This window comes from Pseudomonas sp. 10(2024) (assembly GCF_045164175.1).
Lineage (GTDB): Bacteria > Pseudomonadota > Gammaproteobacteria > Pseudomonadales > Pseudomonadaceae > Aquipseudomonas > Aquipseudomonas alloputida.
The window spans coordinates 3,038,968-3,055,935 of the sequence record NZ_CP174006.1; the positions used below are offsets into that span (position 1 = coordinate 3,038,968).

Below are 16,968 nucleotides of genomic sequence, written 5' to 3' on the forward strand. Positions count from 1 at the left end.
GCCAGCCAAACGAATGACAGATCTTGCACAAAGGAGAAGTCCCATGATCCGCATTCGCCCGCTGTCCCTGTGCCTGGCGCTGGCCCTGACCAGCCTGACCGGCGCTGCCTTCGCCGCCACCGACACCCATACCGACAGCCATCCGCAAACTGACCAGTCCGGCGGCAAGACCGCCGGTGAAGGCAGCAGCGTCAACAGCCCCGGTAGCAGCAAAGGTAACGACAGCAGTGACACCGGCAGCAACGCCGATGCCGCCGACGGTGCGTCTGGCGGCTCCAACAGCACCGGCGAAGCCACCGGCTCTGGTGCCGGAGCCAGCGGAGGCACTGCCGAGGACCAGGACAGCCGCTGAAGCAGACCTGGGCTAGACTGAGCCCTGACACCCTGCCAAGGATTGACCATGCACCTCAGACACTGGCTGTTCGCTGCCTTGCTGCCCTGCACAGCGTTAGCCGCCGCAGGCGGCCAAGGCGCGATGTCGGTCAGTTCCTCGTCTTTCACCGATGGCGGCGTCATTGCCCTGCAACAGGTCGGCCAGGACCCGGCATGCGGTGCCGGTGAAGAGCGGACCCCGCAACTGAGCTGGGACAACCTGCCCGCAGGTACGCGGTCGCTGGCCCTGATCATGTTCGACCCGGACGGTGGCAAGGGTGTGGGTGTGGTGCACTGGGTGGCCTACAACATCGATCCCGAACAGGATGGGCTCAAGGAAGGCATGGCGGGGTTGAGCGGGCCCTACGTGACAGTGGGCCGCAACTCCCGTGGCACCCAGTGCTACCGCGGCCCCTGTCCACCCGCCGGCGACAACCCCCATCATTACGCCCTGACCCTGATTGCCACCGACCTGCCCTTGGGTACCTTGCCCGAGGGGCTGGACCGCAGCGGCCTGCTGCAACTGCTGCAAGGCCACGCCCTGGGGGCGCAGAGCCTGGTCGGACGCTACGGCCATTGAACCAGTCAGTACAAAAACAAATGATCGGCTCCATAGCATTTATCCATTGAATGGCCCGCACGAACTGAAGTAAGCTCGGGCTCATTCACTGGAGAGCAACATGCCGAAACACACCCGCAACCACGCCAACCACACCGGTCGCAGCCTGCGCCCTGTGCTGGCCGTTGCCGGCTGCGTGGCACCTGCCAGCTATTACTTTGGGTATTGGTTTAGCCACTAGGCGCCGATACCCACCCGGCGTCCACCTTCGAGGGGCCGCCGAACATGAGAATACTCAAACCCCCGGTCGGCTTCCCGACCGGGGGTTTTGTTTTTCAGGCCTTTGACCAACACCGATTCACTTTGAGGACAGATTCATGAACTACGCCACTTATTACTACGCAAACACCTGCGCCTGGCGATTTAGCCAATCCCGTTCGGGCCAGCCTGCCGCCTCCGATCGGTCTTCTACAGGTGGCAATGCAGCAGCCAATACGAATTCAACGATCTGTCGAACACCTCGATAGGGCCGACCATGCGGGCTTGAACCCGCTGTCCGCCCAGGGAAAAACGCCATGCACGCTTCCAGCCTCGCCCTGCCCCTGACCCAGCCGCAAGCGGCCAACACCACTGTCAGCAAACGCCTGCCCAGCCCGCACCTGCTCAAGCAGCAGATGCCACTGCCCAGCGAACTGGCCCAGCAAGTCCAGGCCCATCGCCAGGCCATCCGCAACATCCTCGAAGGCCGCGACCCGCGCCTGCTGGTCATCGTCGGCCCCTGCTCGATTCATGACCCACGCTCGGCCCTTGAATACGCCGACCGCCTGGCCGCCCTTGGCCGCGAAGTCAACGACAAGCTGCTGCTGGTGATGCGCGCCTACGTCGAAAAACCACGTACTACAGTGGGCTGGAAAGGCCTTGCCTACGACCCGCACCTCGATGGCAGTGACGACATGCACTCGGGTATCGCCTTGTCTCGCGGGCTGATGCTGAGCATGATCGAACGCGGCCTGCCGATCGCTACCGAGTTGCTGCAACCGATGGCCGCCGGCTACTTCGACGACCTGTTGGCCTGGGCGGCGATCGGCGCACGCACCACCGAATCGCAAATCCACCGCGAAATGGTCAGTGGCCTGGAGCTGCCGGTCGGCTTCAAGAACGGTACGGACGGCGGCATCGCCATCGCCAGCGACGCCATGCGCAGCGCGGCCCACCCGCACCGCCACTTCGGTATGGATGCACAGGGCCACCCGGCGATCATCGAGACCTTGGGCAACCCTGACACACACCTTGTACTGCGTGGCGGCCACAAAGGCCCGAACCACGATGCCAACAGCATTGCCATAGCCCGTCAGGCGTTGGCCAAGGCCGGTCTGCAGGCACGGATCATGGTCGATTGCAGCCACGCCAACAGCGGCAAGGACCCGGCGCGCCAGCCAGCGGTCTTCAATGATGTGCTGGAACAGCGCCTGGCCGGCGACCGTTCGCTGGTCGGCGTCATGATCGAAGGGCACTTGTTCGATGGCTGCCAGGCGCTGGGCAAGGGCACACTGAAATACGGTGTGTCGATTACCGACGGCTGCCTGGGCTGGTCCTCGACCGAAACCCTGTTGCGTGAGGCGGCACAAAAACTGTAGGCCGAAGGTTGTAAGCCTGGCGAGACATACCCCGGACAAGTGCGCTAGGCTTGCCTTTTTACCCCCAAGGAGCAGTACCCATGGCCCGTGCAACCGCCCGCCACATTCTGGTCAGCAGCGAAGACAAGTGCAACGAACTCAAAGCCCAGATCGAAGCAGGCGCCGACTTCGCTGAAATCGCCAAAGCCAACTCCACCTGCCCGTCCAGCCGTCAGGGCGGTGACCTGGGCTCGTTCGGCCCAGGCCAGATGGTCAAGGAATTCGACACCGTGGTCTTCAGCGCCCCGGTCAACACCGTGCAAGGCCCGGTGAAGACCCAGTTCGGCTACCACCTGCTGGAAGTGACCAGCCGCCAGGACTGATTCACCCCTCCCGGTGATCAGCCCCCCTGTGGGAGCGGGTTTACCCGCGAAGAGGCCAGACCAGACAACCTCGTTGCCTGCTCCGACGCATTCGCGGGTAAACCCGCTCCCACAAGTATTGTGGGGGCTTGTATTTTCGTGCATGGGCTTTACGGTCCAGGCCGCTCCCACCCACGCCCTCACGGTCTACGGTGAAGCCCCCCGCTACGCCGCCAGCTTCCGGCATTTCGACTATGTAAACCCCAACGCCCCCAAGGGCGGCATCTTGCGCCGCTCGGCCATCGAGATCGGCCAGTTCGACCATATCCTCCCCTATATCGACAAAGGCATCGGTGTCAGCGAAGTCGATGGCCTGCTGTACGCGCCACTGGCGGTACGCTCGTACGATGAACCCTATACCGTTTACGGCCTGATCGCCCGGCGCATGGAGCGCGGCCCCAATGATGAGTGGCTACGTTTCGACCTCGACCCACGCGCCACCTTCGCCGATGGCAAGCCGGTGCGCGCCGAAGACGTTCGTTTCACCTTCGAACTGCTGATGAGCAAGGGCAGCCTCAAGTACCGTACCCAGTTTGCCGACGTGGCCGGCGTGACCGTGGAAAGCCTGCACAGCGTGCGATTCGACTTGAAGCCCGAGCACGGCCGCACCCTGGCGCTGGACCTCGCCAGCCTGCCGGTAATGCCCCAACACGACCTGCAGCAGCGCGACTTTGCCAACGGTGCCGGCTTCGACAAGCCAGTCGGCAGCGGGCCATACCGCATTGGGCGCATCGACAACGGCCGCAGCATCACCTTCGAACGCGACCCGGCATGGTGGGCACGTGACCTGCCCGCCAGCCGTGGCCGCTACAATTTCGACAAACTGCGCATCGAGTACTTCGGCGACACCGAAGTGGCGCGCCAGGTACTCAAAGGCGGTGGCTACGACTACAACCGCGAGTTCTCCGCCACGGCCTACACCTTGGGCTACAACGGTGCGCAACTGGACGACGGCCGCCTGCAGCGCGCCCACCTGGGCCCGGCCAAACCGCAGGTGGCTCAGGGTTTTGTGTTCAACCTCGACCAGCCGCAGTTCAAGGACCGCCGTGTGCGGCAGGCGCTGGGTATGTTATGGGACTTCGAGTGGAGCAACCGGCAGATGATGCGCAACCTGTACATCCGCCAGCAAAGCGTGTTCTCCAATACGCCGTTGGCCGCTCGCCAGTTGCCGGATGCGGGCGAGTTGAAGCTGCTCGCCCCCTTGCGCGGCCAAGTGCCAGATGAAGTGTTCACCACAGTGTTCACTGCCCCGGTCACCGATGGCTCGGGGATCATCCGTCAACAGCAGTTGCAGGCCCTGGCCCTGCTCGAACAAGCCGGCTGGCACCCCGAAGGCGACCGTCTGGTCAATAGCCAGGGCACGCCACTGGCGTTCACGTTCCTCAATGGCCAGGCGGGCCTTGAACGCCTGCTGCTGCCGTGGAAGCGCAACCTGGCCCAGATCGGCGTGAGCCTGAACATCCGCAACGTCGACTCAGCCCAGTACGTCAACCGGCTGATGGCGCGCGATTACGACATGATCGTCACCGGCTACCCGGTCACCCTGTCGCCGGGCGCCGAGTTGTACAACTACTTTGGCTCGGCGGCCGCTCACGACCCCGGCTCGAACAACCTGATGGTCCTGCAGGACCCGGCCGTAGACCACCTGATCGACGGCCTGGTCCGCGCCGACACCCAGGCCGACATGCTGCGCCACGCCCATGCCCTGGACCGCGTGCTGCAATGGAATTACTACTGGATCCCCAACTATTACCCGCCGGGCAGCTCCACCGTCTGGTGGAACCGCTTCGGCCTGCCCAAGGTCCAGGCCACCTATGACGAAGGCCTGGACACCTGGTGGGAGGTAAGCCCTACCCCGCTGACCAACGCGCAGATGGCCGAACGCCGGAAGGCCTCGCCATGACCGCTTATATCCTGCGCCGTCTGTTGCTGATCATCCCGACGCTGCTGGCGATCCTGCTGGTCAATTTCGCCATCGTCCAGGCCGCGCCGGGTGGCCCGGTGGAGCAAGCCGTGGCGCGCCTGCAGGGCATCGGTGGCGGCGCACCCGGCGCGCGAGCTGAAGTGGTCCATGGCGAATCCCGGGCCACACGCGGCCTGGACCCGAAACTGATCGAAGAGATCAAGCGCCAGTATGGCTTCGACAAATCCGCCCCCGAGCGGCTTTGGTTGATGCTCGGCCAATATGCCCGGCTAGACTTTGGCAACAGCTTCTTCCGCGGCGCCAAAGTCACCGACCTGATTCTCGACAAGTTGCCGGTCACCCTGTCGCTGGGCTTCTGGGCCACGCTGATCACCTACCTGGTGTCTATCCCGCTGGGCATCCGCAAGGCGATGCGCCACGGCAGCCGCTTCGATGCCTGGAGCAGCGCGTTGATCGTGATCGGTTACGCCCTGCCTTCGTTCCTGTTCGCCCTGCTGCTGATCGTCCTGTTTGCCGGCGGCACTTCGCTCAACTGGTTCCCGGTGCGCGGCCTGGTCTCGGACAATTTCGACGAGCTCAGCCTGCTGGGCAAGGTCGCCGACTACTTCTGGCACCTGGTGCTGCCGGTCGCGGCCCTGGTGATCGGTGGGTTCGCCACCCTCACGCTGCTGACCAAGAATGCCTTCCTCGACGAGGTTTCCCGCCAATACGTGGTCACTGCCCGGGCCAAGGGCCTCAGCGAACGCCGCGTGCTGTATGGCCATGTGTTGCGCAACGCCATGCTGCTGGTGGTGGCCGGGCTGCCACAGGCGCTGATCACCGTGTTTTTTGCCGGCTCGTTGCTGATCGAGGTGATCTTCTCGCTCGATGGCCTGGGCCGCATGAGCTATGAGGCCGCCGTGTCGCGGGATTACCCGGTGGTGTTCGGCACGCTGTTCATCTTCACCCTGGCGGGCCTGCTGATTCGCCTGATCGGTGACCTGTCTTACACCCTGCTCGACCCGCGCATCGACTTCGATACGAGGGCGCACTGATGCTATCGCCCCTGTCGCGCCGTCGCCTGCAACGTTTTCGCCGCCACCGCCTGGGCTGGGTGTCGCTGTGGTTGTTTGCCGGCCTTCTGCTGCTCAGCCTTTGCGCCGAACTGGCGGCCAACGACAAGCCACTGCTGCTGGGCTACAAGGGCAATTTGTACGTTCCGGCGCTCAAACGCTATACCGAGCAGCAGTTCGGCGGGCAACTGCCGTTTCAGCCCGACTACCGCAGCGCCTATGTGCGCCAACTGATCGCGGAACAGGGTGGCTGGATGCTGTTCGCACCTATCCCGTTCAGTGCCGACACACCAAATTACGACCTGCAGGTGCCCACCCCCAGTCCGCCCAGTGCCAGCAACTGGCTAGGCACCGACGACCAAGGCCGGGACGTGCTGGCGCGAGTGCTTTATGGCACGCGGGTATCGCTGCTGTTCGCCTTTGCCCTGACCGTGGTCAGTGTGCTCATTGGCGTGGCGGCAGGCGCCCTGCAAGGCTACCACGGGGGCTGGGTCGACCTGCTCGGCCAGCGCTTGCTGGAGGTCTGGTCGGGGTTGCCAGTGTTGTATCTGTTGATCATCCTCAGCGGTTTCGTCGAGCCGGATTTCTGGTGGTTGCTGGGGATCATGGCGCTGTTCTCCTGGCTGACCCTGGTCGACGTCGTGCGCGCCGAGTTCCTGCGCGGGCGCAACCTGGAGTATGTAAAGGCTGCGCGGGCGTTGGGATTACCGGACAGTCAGGTGATGTTGCGGCATATCTTGCCCAATGCCATGAATGCCACGCTGACCTATGTGCCGTTCATGCTGACCGGGGCGATCACCACACTGACGGCGCTGGACTTTCTGGGCTTTGGCATGCCAGCGGGCAGCGCCTCGCTGGGCGAGCTGGTGACCCAGGGCAAGCAGCACCTGGAGGCACCGTGGCTGGGCTTTACCGCGTTCTTTGCGCTGGCGGTGATCCTGTCACTGCTGGTGTTTATCGGGGATGCCTTGCGTGAGGCGTTTGACCCTCGACGATGAGTTTTCAGGCCTGGCCTTTTCGCGGGCTTGTGCCAATACATGATTCAGGATGTTCACCCATGCACGACAGCGACAGCCTCAAGGACTACCCCCAGGTACGGCAACTGGCAATCCGCTCGCTGTTCGAGATCATCGAACAGTCCAGCGAAGGCACGGTGATCGTCGACCGCCAGGCACGCATCGTCTGGATGAACGAACGCTACGCTCGGCGCTTTGGCCTGGCCGACGCTGCCAGTGCCATCGGCCAGCCGTGCGAAACAGTGATCCCCGGCAGCCTGATGCGCGACGTGGTGAGCAATGGCCGCCCCATCCTGCTGGACATGCTCGACACACCGAACGAACCATTGGTGGTCATGCGCCTGCCCATCCACGATGACCAGGGCGCGCTGATCGGCGCCATTGGCTTTGCCCTGTTCGACGAACTGCGCAGCCTGTCGCCGCTGCTCAAGCGCTACGCCAGCATGCAGCAGGAACTGGCCTCGACCCGCTCGCAACTGCGCGCCCGCCAGGCCAAATACAGCTTCGCCCAGTTCGTCGGCAGCAGCGCGCCCAGCCTGGAAGCCAAACGACGCGCCCGGCGTGGCGCCGGCAGTGATTCGCCCGTGTTGCTGCTGGGCGAAACCGGCACCGGCAAGGAGCTGCTGGCCCACGCCATTCACGCAGCGTCGGCACGGGCACACAAAGCTTTTGTCAGCATCAACAGCGCAGCCATCCCGGAGACGCTGCTGGAAGCCGAATTCTTCGGTACTGCGCCGGGTGCCTTTACCGGCGCCGACCGCAAGGGCCGCAGCGGCAAGCTGCAACTGGCCGAAGGCGGCACGCTGTTCCTCGACGAGATCGGCGACATGCCGCTGGCCCTGCAGAGCAAACTGCTGCGGGTGCTGCAGGAAAAGGAATACGAACCGGTCGGGTCGAACCAGATGCTGCGCAGCGATGTGCGCATCATTGCCGCCACCTCCATCGACCTGCAGGCTGCCATGGCCCGCGGGGCCTTCCGCGCCGACCTGTACTACCGGCTGAATGTGCTGCCGATCGATGTTCCGCCGTTGCGGCAACGGCTGGAGGACCTGCCCGCGCTGTGCGAGGCCATATTGGGTGAGCTGGGCAGCCAGTACGAGTTGGACGCTGAAGCGCAGCAACTGCTGGCCAGGCATGCGTGGCCGGGGAACATTCGCGAGCTGCGCAATGTGCTGGAGCGCGCGACCCTGCTGGCGGATCAGCCCCGGTTGGGGGTTGCGGACCTGCGTGCGGCATTGGGGCCATTGAGCCCGCTGGCTGAAGCGCCCGTGCGGCAGAGCTACCGTGAGGCCTGCGAGGCCTTTGAACGCGGCCTGATTGCCGGGGCGCTGGCCGAACAGGGAGGAAAAGTGCCAGAGGCAGCGGCAGCCTTAGGGCTGGGGCGGTCGACGCTGTACAAGAAGATGGCGGCACTTGGTCTCTGATTGGAGACTTTTGTTTCTTATTTGAGATTACCGCCAGAGGTCCGCCCTTTACCACAGGCAAGCCAGCGATGGGCTGTAAGGCAGCCCATGGCGTCTCTGAAAGTAGACGCAGACTTCTAACAAAACCCTTTAACCCTTACAAATCAGCCAGTTACATAGTTGGCACGATTCCCGCTATCTCCTGTTCAACGATAAAAACAAGACTCACCCAGGAGACCCACCCCGATGACCGTGCTCATCGCACTCGCTGCTTTGGCCTTGCTAATGCTGGCCGCCTACCGCGGTTACAGCGTAATCCTCTTCGCCCCCATCGCCGCCCTCGGCGCTGTCCTGCTCACCGACCCTGCTGCCGTCGCCCCTGCGTTCACGGGGGTGTTCATGGAGAAAATGGTCGGTTTCATCAAACTGTACTTCCCGGTATTCCTGCTGGGGGCGGTGTTCGGCAAGCTGATCGAGCTGTCCGGTTTCTCCCGCTCGATTGTCGCCGCGGCCATCCGCCTGCTCGGCACGCGCCAGGCGATGCTGGTCATCGTACTGGTCTGTGCCCTGCTCACTTACGGCGGTGTTTCGCTGTTCGTGGTGGTGTTCGCGGTGTACCCGTTCGCCGCCGAAATGTTCCGCCAGAGCAACATCCCCAAACGCCTGATCCCGGCCACCATCGCCCTGGGCGCATTCTCGTTCACCATGGACGCCCTGCCCGGCACCCCACAGATCCAGAACATCATCCCCAGCACCTTCTTCAACACCACCGCCTGGGCCGCACCGTGGCTGGGCCTGATCGGCACGCTGTTCGTGTTCTTTACTGGCATGGCCTACCTCCAGCGCCAGCGCAACAAGGCCCTGCGCGCCGGTGAAGGTTATGGCACCGACTTGCGCAACGAACCGGAAACCGCTGCCGACCTGAGCCTGCCCAACCCTTGGCTGGCGCTGTCGCCGCTGCTACTGGTGGGGGTGATGAACCTGGTGTTCACCCACTGGATACCGCATTGGTACGGCCCCAGTCACAGCCTGCAATTGCCAGGCATGAGTGCACCGGTACAAAGCGACGTGACCAAGCTGACGGCCATCTGGGCTGTGCAGGCCGCGTTGCTGGTGGGCATCCTGATGGTCCTGGTGTGCGCCTTTGGCGCCATTCGTACACGCCTGGCCGAAGGCACCAAAAGCGCGGTGGGTGGTGCCTTGCTGGCAGCCATGAACACCGCCTCGGAATACGGCTTTGGCGCGGTAATCGCCTCGCTGCCGGGTTTTCTGGTGCTGGCCGATGCCTTGCGCGGCATCCCCAACCCCTTGGTGAACGAAGCCATCACCGTGACCTTGCTGGCCGGCATCACCGGCTCCGCTTCGGGCGGCATGAGCATCGCCCTGGCGGCCATGGGCGACACGTTCATCGCCGCCGCCCACGCGGCCGATATCCCGCTGGAAGTGCTACACCGGGTAGCCGCCATGGCCAGCGGCGGCATGGACACCCTGCCGCACAACGGCGCGGTGATCACCTTGCTGGCGGTGACTGGCCTCACCCACCGCGAGGCCTACAAGGACATTTTTGGTATTACCCTGATCAAGACCCTGGCGGTGTTCGTGGTCATCGCCACGTTCTACGCCACTGGCATCGTCTAAGGAGCATTGCATGACCCTTGAAGGCAAAACTGCACTCGTCACCGGTTCCACCAGCGGCATTGGCCTGGGCATCGCCCAGGTATTGGCCCGGGCTGGCGCCAACATCGTGCTCAACGGCTTTGGTGACCCGGGCCCCGCCATGGCGGAAATTGCCCGGCACGGGGTGAAGGTTGTGCACCACCCGGCCGACCTGTCGGATGTGGTCCAGATCGAGGCTTTGTTCAACCTGGCCGAACGCGAGTTCGGCGGCGTCGACATCCTGGTCAACAACGCCGGTATCCAGCATGTGGCACCGGTTGAGCAGTTCCCGCCAGAAAGCTGGGACAAGATCATCGCCCTGAACCTGTCGGCCGTATTCCATGGCACGCGCCTGGCGCTGCCGGGCATGCGCACGCGCAACTGGGGGCGCATCATCAATATCGCTTCGGTGCATGGCCTGGTCGGCTCGATTGGCAAGGCAGCCTACGTGGCAGCCAAGCATGGTGTGATCGGCCTGACCAAGGTGGTCGGCCTGGAAACCGCCACCAGTCATGTCACCTGCAATGCCATATGCCCAGGCTGGGTGCTGACACCGCTGGTGCAAAAGCAGATCGACGATCGTGCAGCCAAGGGTGGCGATCGGCTGCAAGCGCAGCACGATCTGCTGGCAGAAAAGCAACCGTCGCTGGCTTTCGTCACCCCCGAACACCTTGGTGAGCTGGTACTCTTCCTGTGCAGCGAGGCCGGTAGCCAGGTTCGCGGCGCCGCCTGGAACGTCGATGGTGGCTGGTTGGCCCAGTGACGGGCGGCCTGGGCCTGGCGACGGTCGCGCATTCGTTTATCAGCAAGGAGGCCTTATGCGCCCTACCCCAATGACCGCGATTCTGGCCCTGAGCCTGGCCGCCGCCGCACCTGCGATGGCCGCCAGCCTGAAGGACATTGCGCCCTACCCCGAGGCGGAAAAAGGCTTCACCCGGCAGGTTATCCACCTGCCGGCCCAGGCCGACGAGTCGGCCTATAAACTGGAAATCCTCGCTGGCAAGACGCTGCAGGTCGACTGCAATCGTCAGCGCCTGGGCGGCAACCTGGAAGCACGCACCCTGGAAGGCTGGGGCTACAATTACTACCGCCTTGACAACGTCAGCGGCCCGGCCAGCACGCTGATGGCCTGCCCGGACGGCAAGAAGACCGAGGCCTTCGTGCCGGTGGTCGGCGATGGCTTCCTGCTGCGCTACAACAGCAAGCTGCCGGTGGTGGTGTATGTGCCCAAGGATGTCGAAGTGCGCTACCGCGTGTGGTCGGCATCGCAGGATGTGCAGAAGGCTAAAGTAGAGTAGGCAGGACCGCTTTCTCTGCAGGGTCAGCCTCTTCGCAACACGAGGCTGATCCTGCCCTGAGCCTGCTTTTGTTCCGGTAAAGGAGATTCGGCATGAACGATGTGCTCTGGCGACCGTCCACAACGCAGATCGAGGCCAGCCGGATGGATGCCTTCCGCCGCCGGGTCAACCTGCGCTACAACCTGCAACTCAACGACTACCAGGCCCTGCACGGCTGGAGCATCGAACAGCGGCCCTCCTTCTGGCAAACCCTGGCCGAGTATTTCCACGTGCATTGGCATACCCCGCCCAGCCAGGTGCTCAGCGAAGGGCCGCAAATGCCCGATGCGCAGTGGTTCGCCAATGCCACCCTGAACTTTGCCGAACACCTGCTGCGCCGCCGCGACGACCGCCCGGCCGTGGTCGCCGTACGCGAAGACGGCCAACGCGAAGTGTTCAGCCATGCTGAACTGGCCGCACAGGTGGCCGGGCTGCAAACGGCGTTCAAGGCTGCAGGTATCGTCCCGGGCGACCGGGTAGCCGCCATCATGCCCAATACCTGGCAAACACTGGTGGCCATGCTCGCCTGCACCAGCCTTGGCGCGGTCTGGTCTACCTCCTCGCCCGAGTTCGGCGTGCACGGCATCATCGACCGCTTCGGCCAGATCGAACCCAAGCTGCTGATCGTCTGCGCCGGTTACCAGTATGCTGGCAAGGCCATTGACCAGGTGACCAAGGTCAACCAGGTGTGCGCGCAGTTGCCTGGCCTGGAGCAACTGATCGTGGTGTCCCATACCCGCAAAGGCACGCGTGCCGATGAATTCCAGGCAGCCAACGTCAGCCTGTGGGATGACTTCTTCCAGCCCGGCGGCGAGCCCCGTTTCACCCCGCTGCCGTTCGACCACCCGCTGTACATCCTCTATTCCAGTGGCACCACCGGGGTGCCCAAGTGCATTGTCCATCGCGCCGGAGGCGTGCTGTTGCAACACCTCAAGGAACACGGCCTGCACAACGACCTGAAGGCCGATGACGTGCTGTTCTACTACACCACCTGCGGCTGGATGATGTGGAACTGGCTGGCCAGCGGCCTGGCGGTGGGTGCCACGCTGGTGCTGTACGACGGCTCGCCGTTCCATCCGGGCCCCGAGCGCCTTCTGGACCTGATAGAGGCCGAGGGCATCCACGCCTTCGGCACCAGCGCCAAGTACCTGGCGGCACTGGAGCAGGCAGGCCTGGAACCTGCCAACAGCCACTGCCTGACCAGCCTGCGGCTGCTGCTGTCCACCGGTTCGCCGCTGTCACCGCACAGCTATGACTATGTATACGACAAGATCAAGGCCGACCTGTGGCTTGTGTCCATGTCGGGCGGTACGGATATCGTCTCCTGCTTCGTGCTGGGCAACCCGACCCTGCCTGTGCGTCGCGGCGAAATCCAGTGCAAGGGCCTGGGTATGGCGGTGGAGGTGTGGAACGAGCAGGGTCAGCCCGTGGTGGACGAAAAAGGCGAGCTGGTGTGCACGCGCAACTTCCCCTCGATGCCACTCGGTTTCTGGAACGACCCGGACGGTCGCCGTTACCACGATGCCTACTTCAGCCAGTTTCCGGGGGTGTGGGCCCAGGGCGACTACGCCGAGCAGCGTGCCAGCGGGGGCATGGTGATCCACGGTCGCTCCGACGCCGTGCTCAACCCGGGCGGTGTGCGCATTGGCACGGCAGAGATCTACCGCCAGGTGGAAAAGGTCGAACAGGTTGTGGAAAGCGTGGCCATCGGCCAGGACTGGAACGGGGATGTGCGGGTGGTGCTGTTCGTGCGCCTGCAAGACGGCCTGCAGCTGGATGAAGCCTTGCGCCAGCACATCCGCCAGGTGATACGCCAGTACACCACGCCCCGCCATGTGCCGGCGGTGATCGCCCAGGTCAGCGACATACCGCGCACCATCAGTGGCAAGCTGGTGGAACTGGCGATTCGCGATGTGGTGCATGGGCGGCCGGTGAAGAACACCGATGCCCTGGCCAACCCGGAGGCGCTGGAGCAGTTTCGCGATCGCGCTGAGCTGAAGAGCTGACATTCATCGCGGCCATTTGGGCGCGATCGCTTCAACGGGATTCAATCAGGCATAATGCCGCCTTTTTCCCCGATGCACAGGTAGCCCATGAAAGCCCAAGCCCGCCACATACTGGTCAAGACCGCTGACGAAGCCGAAAAGCTAAAGCAGCGCATCGCCAACGGCGAGGCTTTCGACGTGCTCGCGAAAAAGTTCTCTCTTTGCCCATCGGGCAAGCGTGGTGGTGACCTGGGCGAAATTCGCCCGGGGCAGATGGTCGGCGCCATCGACCAGGTGATCTTCAAGAAACCTCTGCGTGTGGTACACGGGCCGATCAAGAGCAAATTCGGCTACCACCTGGTGCAAACGTTCTACCGCGACTAACGCGCTAGCCCTTTGCCACCTGACATTTTTGCCAGTTGTGGTCGTGACGCACTCCTCTATACAACCCCGGTAACCCTGTGCACCACGCGTGGTGCGCAGGTCTCCCTGGAGAATGGAGGATTTCCTGATGCGTCTACGCCTGATGCTGACCCTGGGTTCGCTCCCGCTGCTGGGGATGGCCTCGCCCGCTGCACACGCGGCTTGTACCTTCTCACCCGGCCCGGGTAACGACACCTACACCTGTGACAGCGGCACTGCGCCCTCGCTGGTGGACACCAGCGGTGATAACCGCCTGGTATTCCCGGCATCCGGTAGCGGCGCCATCACCAGCGACGTAACCTTCGGCGCCGGCAGAGACAGCATCGACATGGCCTCTGGCAGCGTCGGCGGAAACGTCAACCAAGGCGCTGACATCGATGACTTCGCCATGAGCGGCGGCGTCATCGAAGGCAACCTCAACCAGGGTGATGGCCTGGACACCTTTCACATGACCGGTGGCTGGATCAAGGGCACGTTCGACAGCGGCGACTATGCCGAAATGGACGACGGGCGTATCGGCAACGTCAACATGCGGCTGGACGAGAACACCTTCATCATGCGTGGCGGCAGCGTCGACCGGAACGTCATCGCGGCCTTCGACAAGGATTACATCGAAGTCTTCGAGGGCAACATCGGCGGCAACATCAGCGTCAGCGGTGGCGACGACCAGGTGCTGGTGCACGGTGGCCAGGTTGGCGGCGATGTGTTGCTGAGCACTGGCAACGACCGCTTCACCTGGGACGGAGGCCGTATCGGCGGGCGCGTGGATGCCGGGCCAGGTGATGACACGGCACTGCTCAAAGGCCTTACGCCCGAGGTGCTGAGTATCACGTTGGACGGCGGCGGAGGTAACGACAGCCTGACGTTCGATGCCAGCCAGCCGGCAGGCGGTGCCCACTATGTGAACTGGGAGCGCGTGGCGCTGAACAACGGCAGCCGGCTGGCACTGGATGACACGCTGGTACTGGGCGACAGTGACAGCAGCACGGGCAGCCTCACCCTCGACGCCAGCAGCAGCATCACTTCACGCCAAGGGGTGATCACTGCGTTTGCCCCAGGCCAGCGCGCCGCAATCAGCAACGCAGGCACACTTGACCTCACCGCCGGCAATGATGCCATGGGCCGCTTGCGCATCGAGGGCGATTACACCGGCAACAACGGCACCCTGCGCCTGAACAGCGTGCTGGCCGGCGATGGCGCTGCTTCCGATCGCCTGGTGGTCAGCCGCGGCGCCATCGCCGGCTCTACCCAGGTGCTCATCAACAACCTCAACGGCGCAGGTGCGGCGACTGCCCAGAACGGCATCCAGGTGGTCGAAGCCCGTGACGGCGCCACCAGTACGGCCACCGCCTTTGTACAGACCCAAAGGCTATCGGCCGGTGCCTACGACTATCGGTTGTTCAAAGGGGGCGTCACTGCCGGCAGTGAAAACAGCTGGTACCTGCGCTCGACGCTGGTTGCGCCACCCGCGCCAGCCCCTGTGCCGGCACCGGGCGAGCCGCCGGTGATCGCCCCGGCCGTCACCCCGCCCGTCGCTGCGCCAGCGCCCGGCCAGGCCGAGCTGCCTGCGCCGGTGCAGGGCCAAAGCCTGCCGCTGTACCGCCCCGAGGTCCCGGTGTATGCCGCCGCGCCACGGGGTGCCGCGATCATCGCCCGTCAGGCATTGGGCACCTTCCACCAACGCCAGGGCGACCAGCTGTTACTGCAGGGTGAAAGCGCCCTGCCAGCCAGCTGGGGGCAAGCCTACGGCGGCACGCTGCGCCAGCAATGGAGCGGCACGGTCAGCCCGAGCCTGGATGGCGACCTCTACGGTTTCAAGGTGGGCCAGGACCTGTATGCCAAGGTTGGCGAGAACGGTTACCGCCAGCATGTCGGTATCTACGTAAGCCATAGCCGCCTGGACGCCGACGTCAAAGGGTTTGCCCTGGCCGTTCACGACCGCAGGGTGGGCGACCTGAAGCTCGATGGCGATAGCGTGGGCACCTACTGGACGCTGGTCGGGCCACAGGGCGCGTACCTGGACGCGGTGTTGCAGTACACCCGCCTGGATGGCCGCGCCCGCTCCGATCGTGGCGACACGCTGAACCTCGACGGCCACGCCTGGACAGCTTCACTGGAATCGGGCTACCCCATCACCCTGTCCGAGCGCTGGCGCGTGGAACCGCAAGCTCAGCTGATTGCGCAAAAGGTCGCGCTGGACAGCGCCAGCGACAGCGTCTCGCGCATCAGTCATGACGCCCAGGTCGAGCTGACCGGCCGCCTGGGCCTGCGCCTGGAGGGTGCGTTCACGGGGAGCAGCGGGCGCCTGTTGCAGCCCTATGCGCAGGTCAACCTGTGGCACGGCGACGGTGGGCGCGACACCTTGACCTTCGATGACGCAGACAGGATCAAGACCGATTACCGCTATACCTCAGTGCAACTGGAAAGCGGTGTGGTAGCGCAGGTCAACGAAGCGCTGAGCCTGCATGGCGGCGTGCAGTACACCGCCAACCTGGACAGCCGCCAGCAGGAAGCCAGCGGCGTTAACCTGGGCGTGCGCTGGCAGTTCTAGCGGCGCGCAGCCAGCAGACCGAGGCCCGCGCAACCCAGCAAGGACGCGCTGACCCGGTTGAACATCCGGCGTGGGCCGGGCTGGCTGAACCAACGCTGCATGTAGGCGCCCAGGCCTGAGTAGATGGCGATGGCCGCCCATTCCAGCAGCAGGAACAACACACCCAGCCAAAGGAACTGCTCACTCACCGGGGTGCTGCTACCGACCGATACGAACTGCGGCAGGAAGGCGGTAAAGATCAGGATGGCCTTGGGGTTGCCGGCCGCCACCCAGAACTCCTGGCGCGCCAGGCGCCAAGTGCCGCCTGGGTGATCGCTTGCCACCACGGCCTCGCTCACAGGTGCGCGCCACAGTTGCCAGGCGATGTAGAACAGGTAGGCCGCGCCCACCACCTTGATGGCCAGGAACAGGTATTCGCTGGTATGCAACACCACTGCCAGGCCCATCGCTGCCAGGGCGATCATGCCGCAGAAGGCAAGGATACGGCCGGCGCCGGCCACGCATGCGGTGCGCAGGCCGTAACGGCTGGCGTTGTGCAGTGACAACAGGTTGTTAGGCCCTGGCGCCATGTTCAAGGCGAAGCAGGCAGGGATGAAAAGCAGCAGGCTTGAAAGGTCCATTCTCGTTTTCCTCTGACAACAGCCCTCTATTT

Annotated in this window: 15 protein-coding genes; 14 read left to right on the top strand and 1 reads right to left on the bottom strand. The window is 63.9% G+C overall.

All coding sequences use genetic code 11. The features are described from left to right. Positions 1-43: 43 nt before the first annotated feature. The 14 genes from ACI7M0_RS13520 to ACI7M0_RS13585 all read left to right on the top strand — a co-directional run bounded on the left by ACI7M0_RS13520 (position 44) and on the right by ACI7M0_RS13585 (position 16,316). Complete coding sequence (locus ACI7M0_RS13520) at positions 44-352, top strand: hypothetical protein (protein ID WP_003248325.1); 309 nt, start codon at positions 44-46, stop codon at positions 350-352. A gap of 48 nt (positions 353-400) precedes the next feature. Then, positions 401-952 (top strand): YbhB/YbcL family Raf kinase inhibitor-like protein, encoded by a 552-nt coding sequence (locus ACI7M0_RS13525; protein WP_129932713.1) that lies wholly within the window; start codon positions 401-403, stop codon positions 950-952. A gap of 554 nt (positions 953-1,506) precedes the next feature. Next, positions 1,507-2,568 (top strand): 3-deoxy-7-phosphoheptulonate synthase, encoded by a 1,062-nt coding sequence (locus ACI7M0_RS13530; protein WP_129932714.1) that lies wholly within the window; start codon positions 1,507-1,509, stop codon positions 2,566-2,568. Positions 2,569-2,648: 80 nt separating this feature from the next. Beyond that, positions 2,649-2,930 carry a peptidylprolyl isomerase gene (locus ACI7M0_RS13535; protein ID WP_003248318.1) on the top strand — a complete coding sequence of 94 codons (282 nt, stop codon included), beginning with the start codon at positions 2,649-2,651 and terminating at the stop codon, positions 2,928-2,930. 142 nt (positions 2,931-3,072) lie between these two features. Then, positions 3,073-4,872, top strand: a complete 1,800-nt coding sequence (locus ACI7M0_RS13540) for an extracellular solute-binding protein (protein ID WP_129932715.1) — start codon at positions 3,073-3,075, stop codon at positions 4,870-4,872. Further along, the gene (locus tag ACI7M0_RS13545; RefSeq protein ID WP_064490558.1) at positions 4,869-5,927 is read left to right on the top strand and encodes a microcin C ABC transporter permease YejB; all 1,059 of its coding nucleotides are present in this window, start codon (positions 4,869-4,871) and stop codon (positions 5,925-5,927) included. Before ACI7M0_RS13540 ends, ACI7M0_RS13545 begins: the two co-directional genes overlap by 4 nt. Beyond that, a complete protein-coding gene (locus tag ACI7M0_RS13550) occupies positions 5,927-6,943 on the top strand; it encodes an ABC transporter permease (RefSeq protein ID WP_129932716.1) in 1,017 nt (338 codons plus the stop codon). The genes ACI7M0_RS13545 and ACI7M0_RS13550 overlap by 1 nt, the downstream gene beginning before the upstream one ends. Before the next feature lie 59 nt (positions 6,944-7,002). Further along, positions 7,003-8,385, top strand: coding sequence for a sigma-54-dependent Fis family transcriptional regulator (locus ACI7M0_RS13555; RefSeq protein ID WP_129932717.1), 1,383 nt, complete (start codon positions 7,003-7,005; stop codon positions 8,383-8,385). A gap of 225 nt (positions 8,386-8,610) precedes the next feature. Next, the gene (locus ACI7M0_RS13560; RefSeq protein WP_014860335.1) at positions 8,611-10,002 is read left to right on the top strand and encodes a GntP family permease; all 1,392 of its coding nucleotides are present in this window, start codon (positions 8,611-8,613) and stop codon (positions 10,000-10,002) included. A 10-nt stretch (positions 10,003-10,012) separates the two neighbouring features. Then, positions 10,013-10,783 carry a 3-hydroxybutyrate dehydrogenase gene (hbdH, locus tag ACI7M0_RS13565; protein WP_010953972.1) on the top strand — a complete coding sequence of 257 codons (771 nt, stop codon included), beginning with the start codon at positions 10,013-10,015 and terminating at the stop codon, positions 10,781-10,783. Positions 10,784-10,838: 55 nt separating this feature from the next. Next, positions 10,839-11,318, top strand: a complete 480-nt coding sequence (gene eco / locus ACI7M0_RS13570) for a serine protease inhibitor ecotin (protein WP_012052429.1) — start codon at positions 10,839-10,841, stop codon at positions 11,316-11,318. Positions 11,319-11,410: 92 nt separating this feature from the next. Then, entirely contained in the window at positions 11,411-13,363 is a 1,953-nt protein-coding gene (locus tag ACI7M0_RS13575; protein ID WP_129932718.1) for an acetoacetate--CoA ligase, read from the top strand. Between the two features lie 87 nt (positions 13,364-13,450). Continuing rightward, positions 13,451-13,726 (top strand): peptidylprolyl isomerase, encoded by a 276-nt coding sequence (locus ACI7M0_RS13580; RefSeq protein ID WP_010953969.1) that lies wholly within the window; start codon positions 13,451-13,453, stop codon positions 13,724-13,726. A 112-nt stretch (positions 13,727-13,838) separates the two neighbouring features. Beyond that, complete coding sequence (locus ACI7M0_RS13585) at positions 13,839-16,316, top strand: autotransporter outer membrane beta-barrel domain-containing protein (protein WP_129932719.1); 2,478 nt, start codon at positions 13,839-13,841, stop codon at positions 16,314-16,316. On the opposite strand, the gene ACI7M0_RS13590 is transcribed toward ACI7M0_RS13585, so the two are convergent. Further along, the gene (locus tag ACI7M0_RS13590; RefSeq protein WP_003248288.1) at positions 16,313-16,936 is read right to left on the bottom strand and encodes a LysE family translocator; all 624 of its coding nucleotides are present in this window, start codon (positions 16,934-16,936) and stop codon (positions 16,313-16,315) included. The genes ACI7M0_RS13585 and ACI7M0_RS13590 overlap by 4 nt on opposite strands. Positions 16,937-16,968 lie beyond the last annotated feature (32 nt).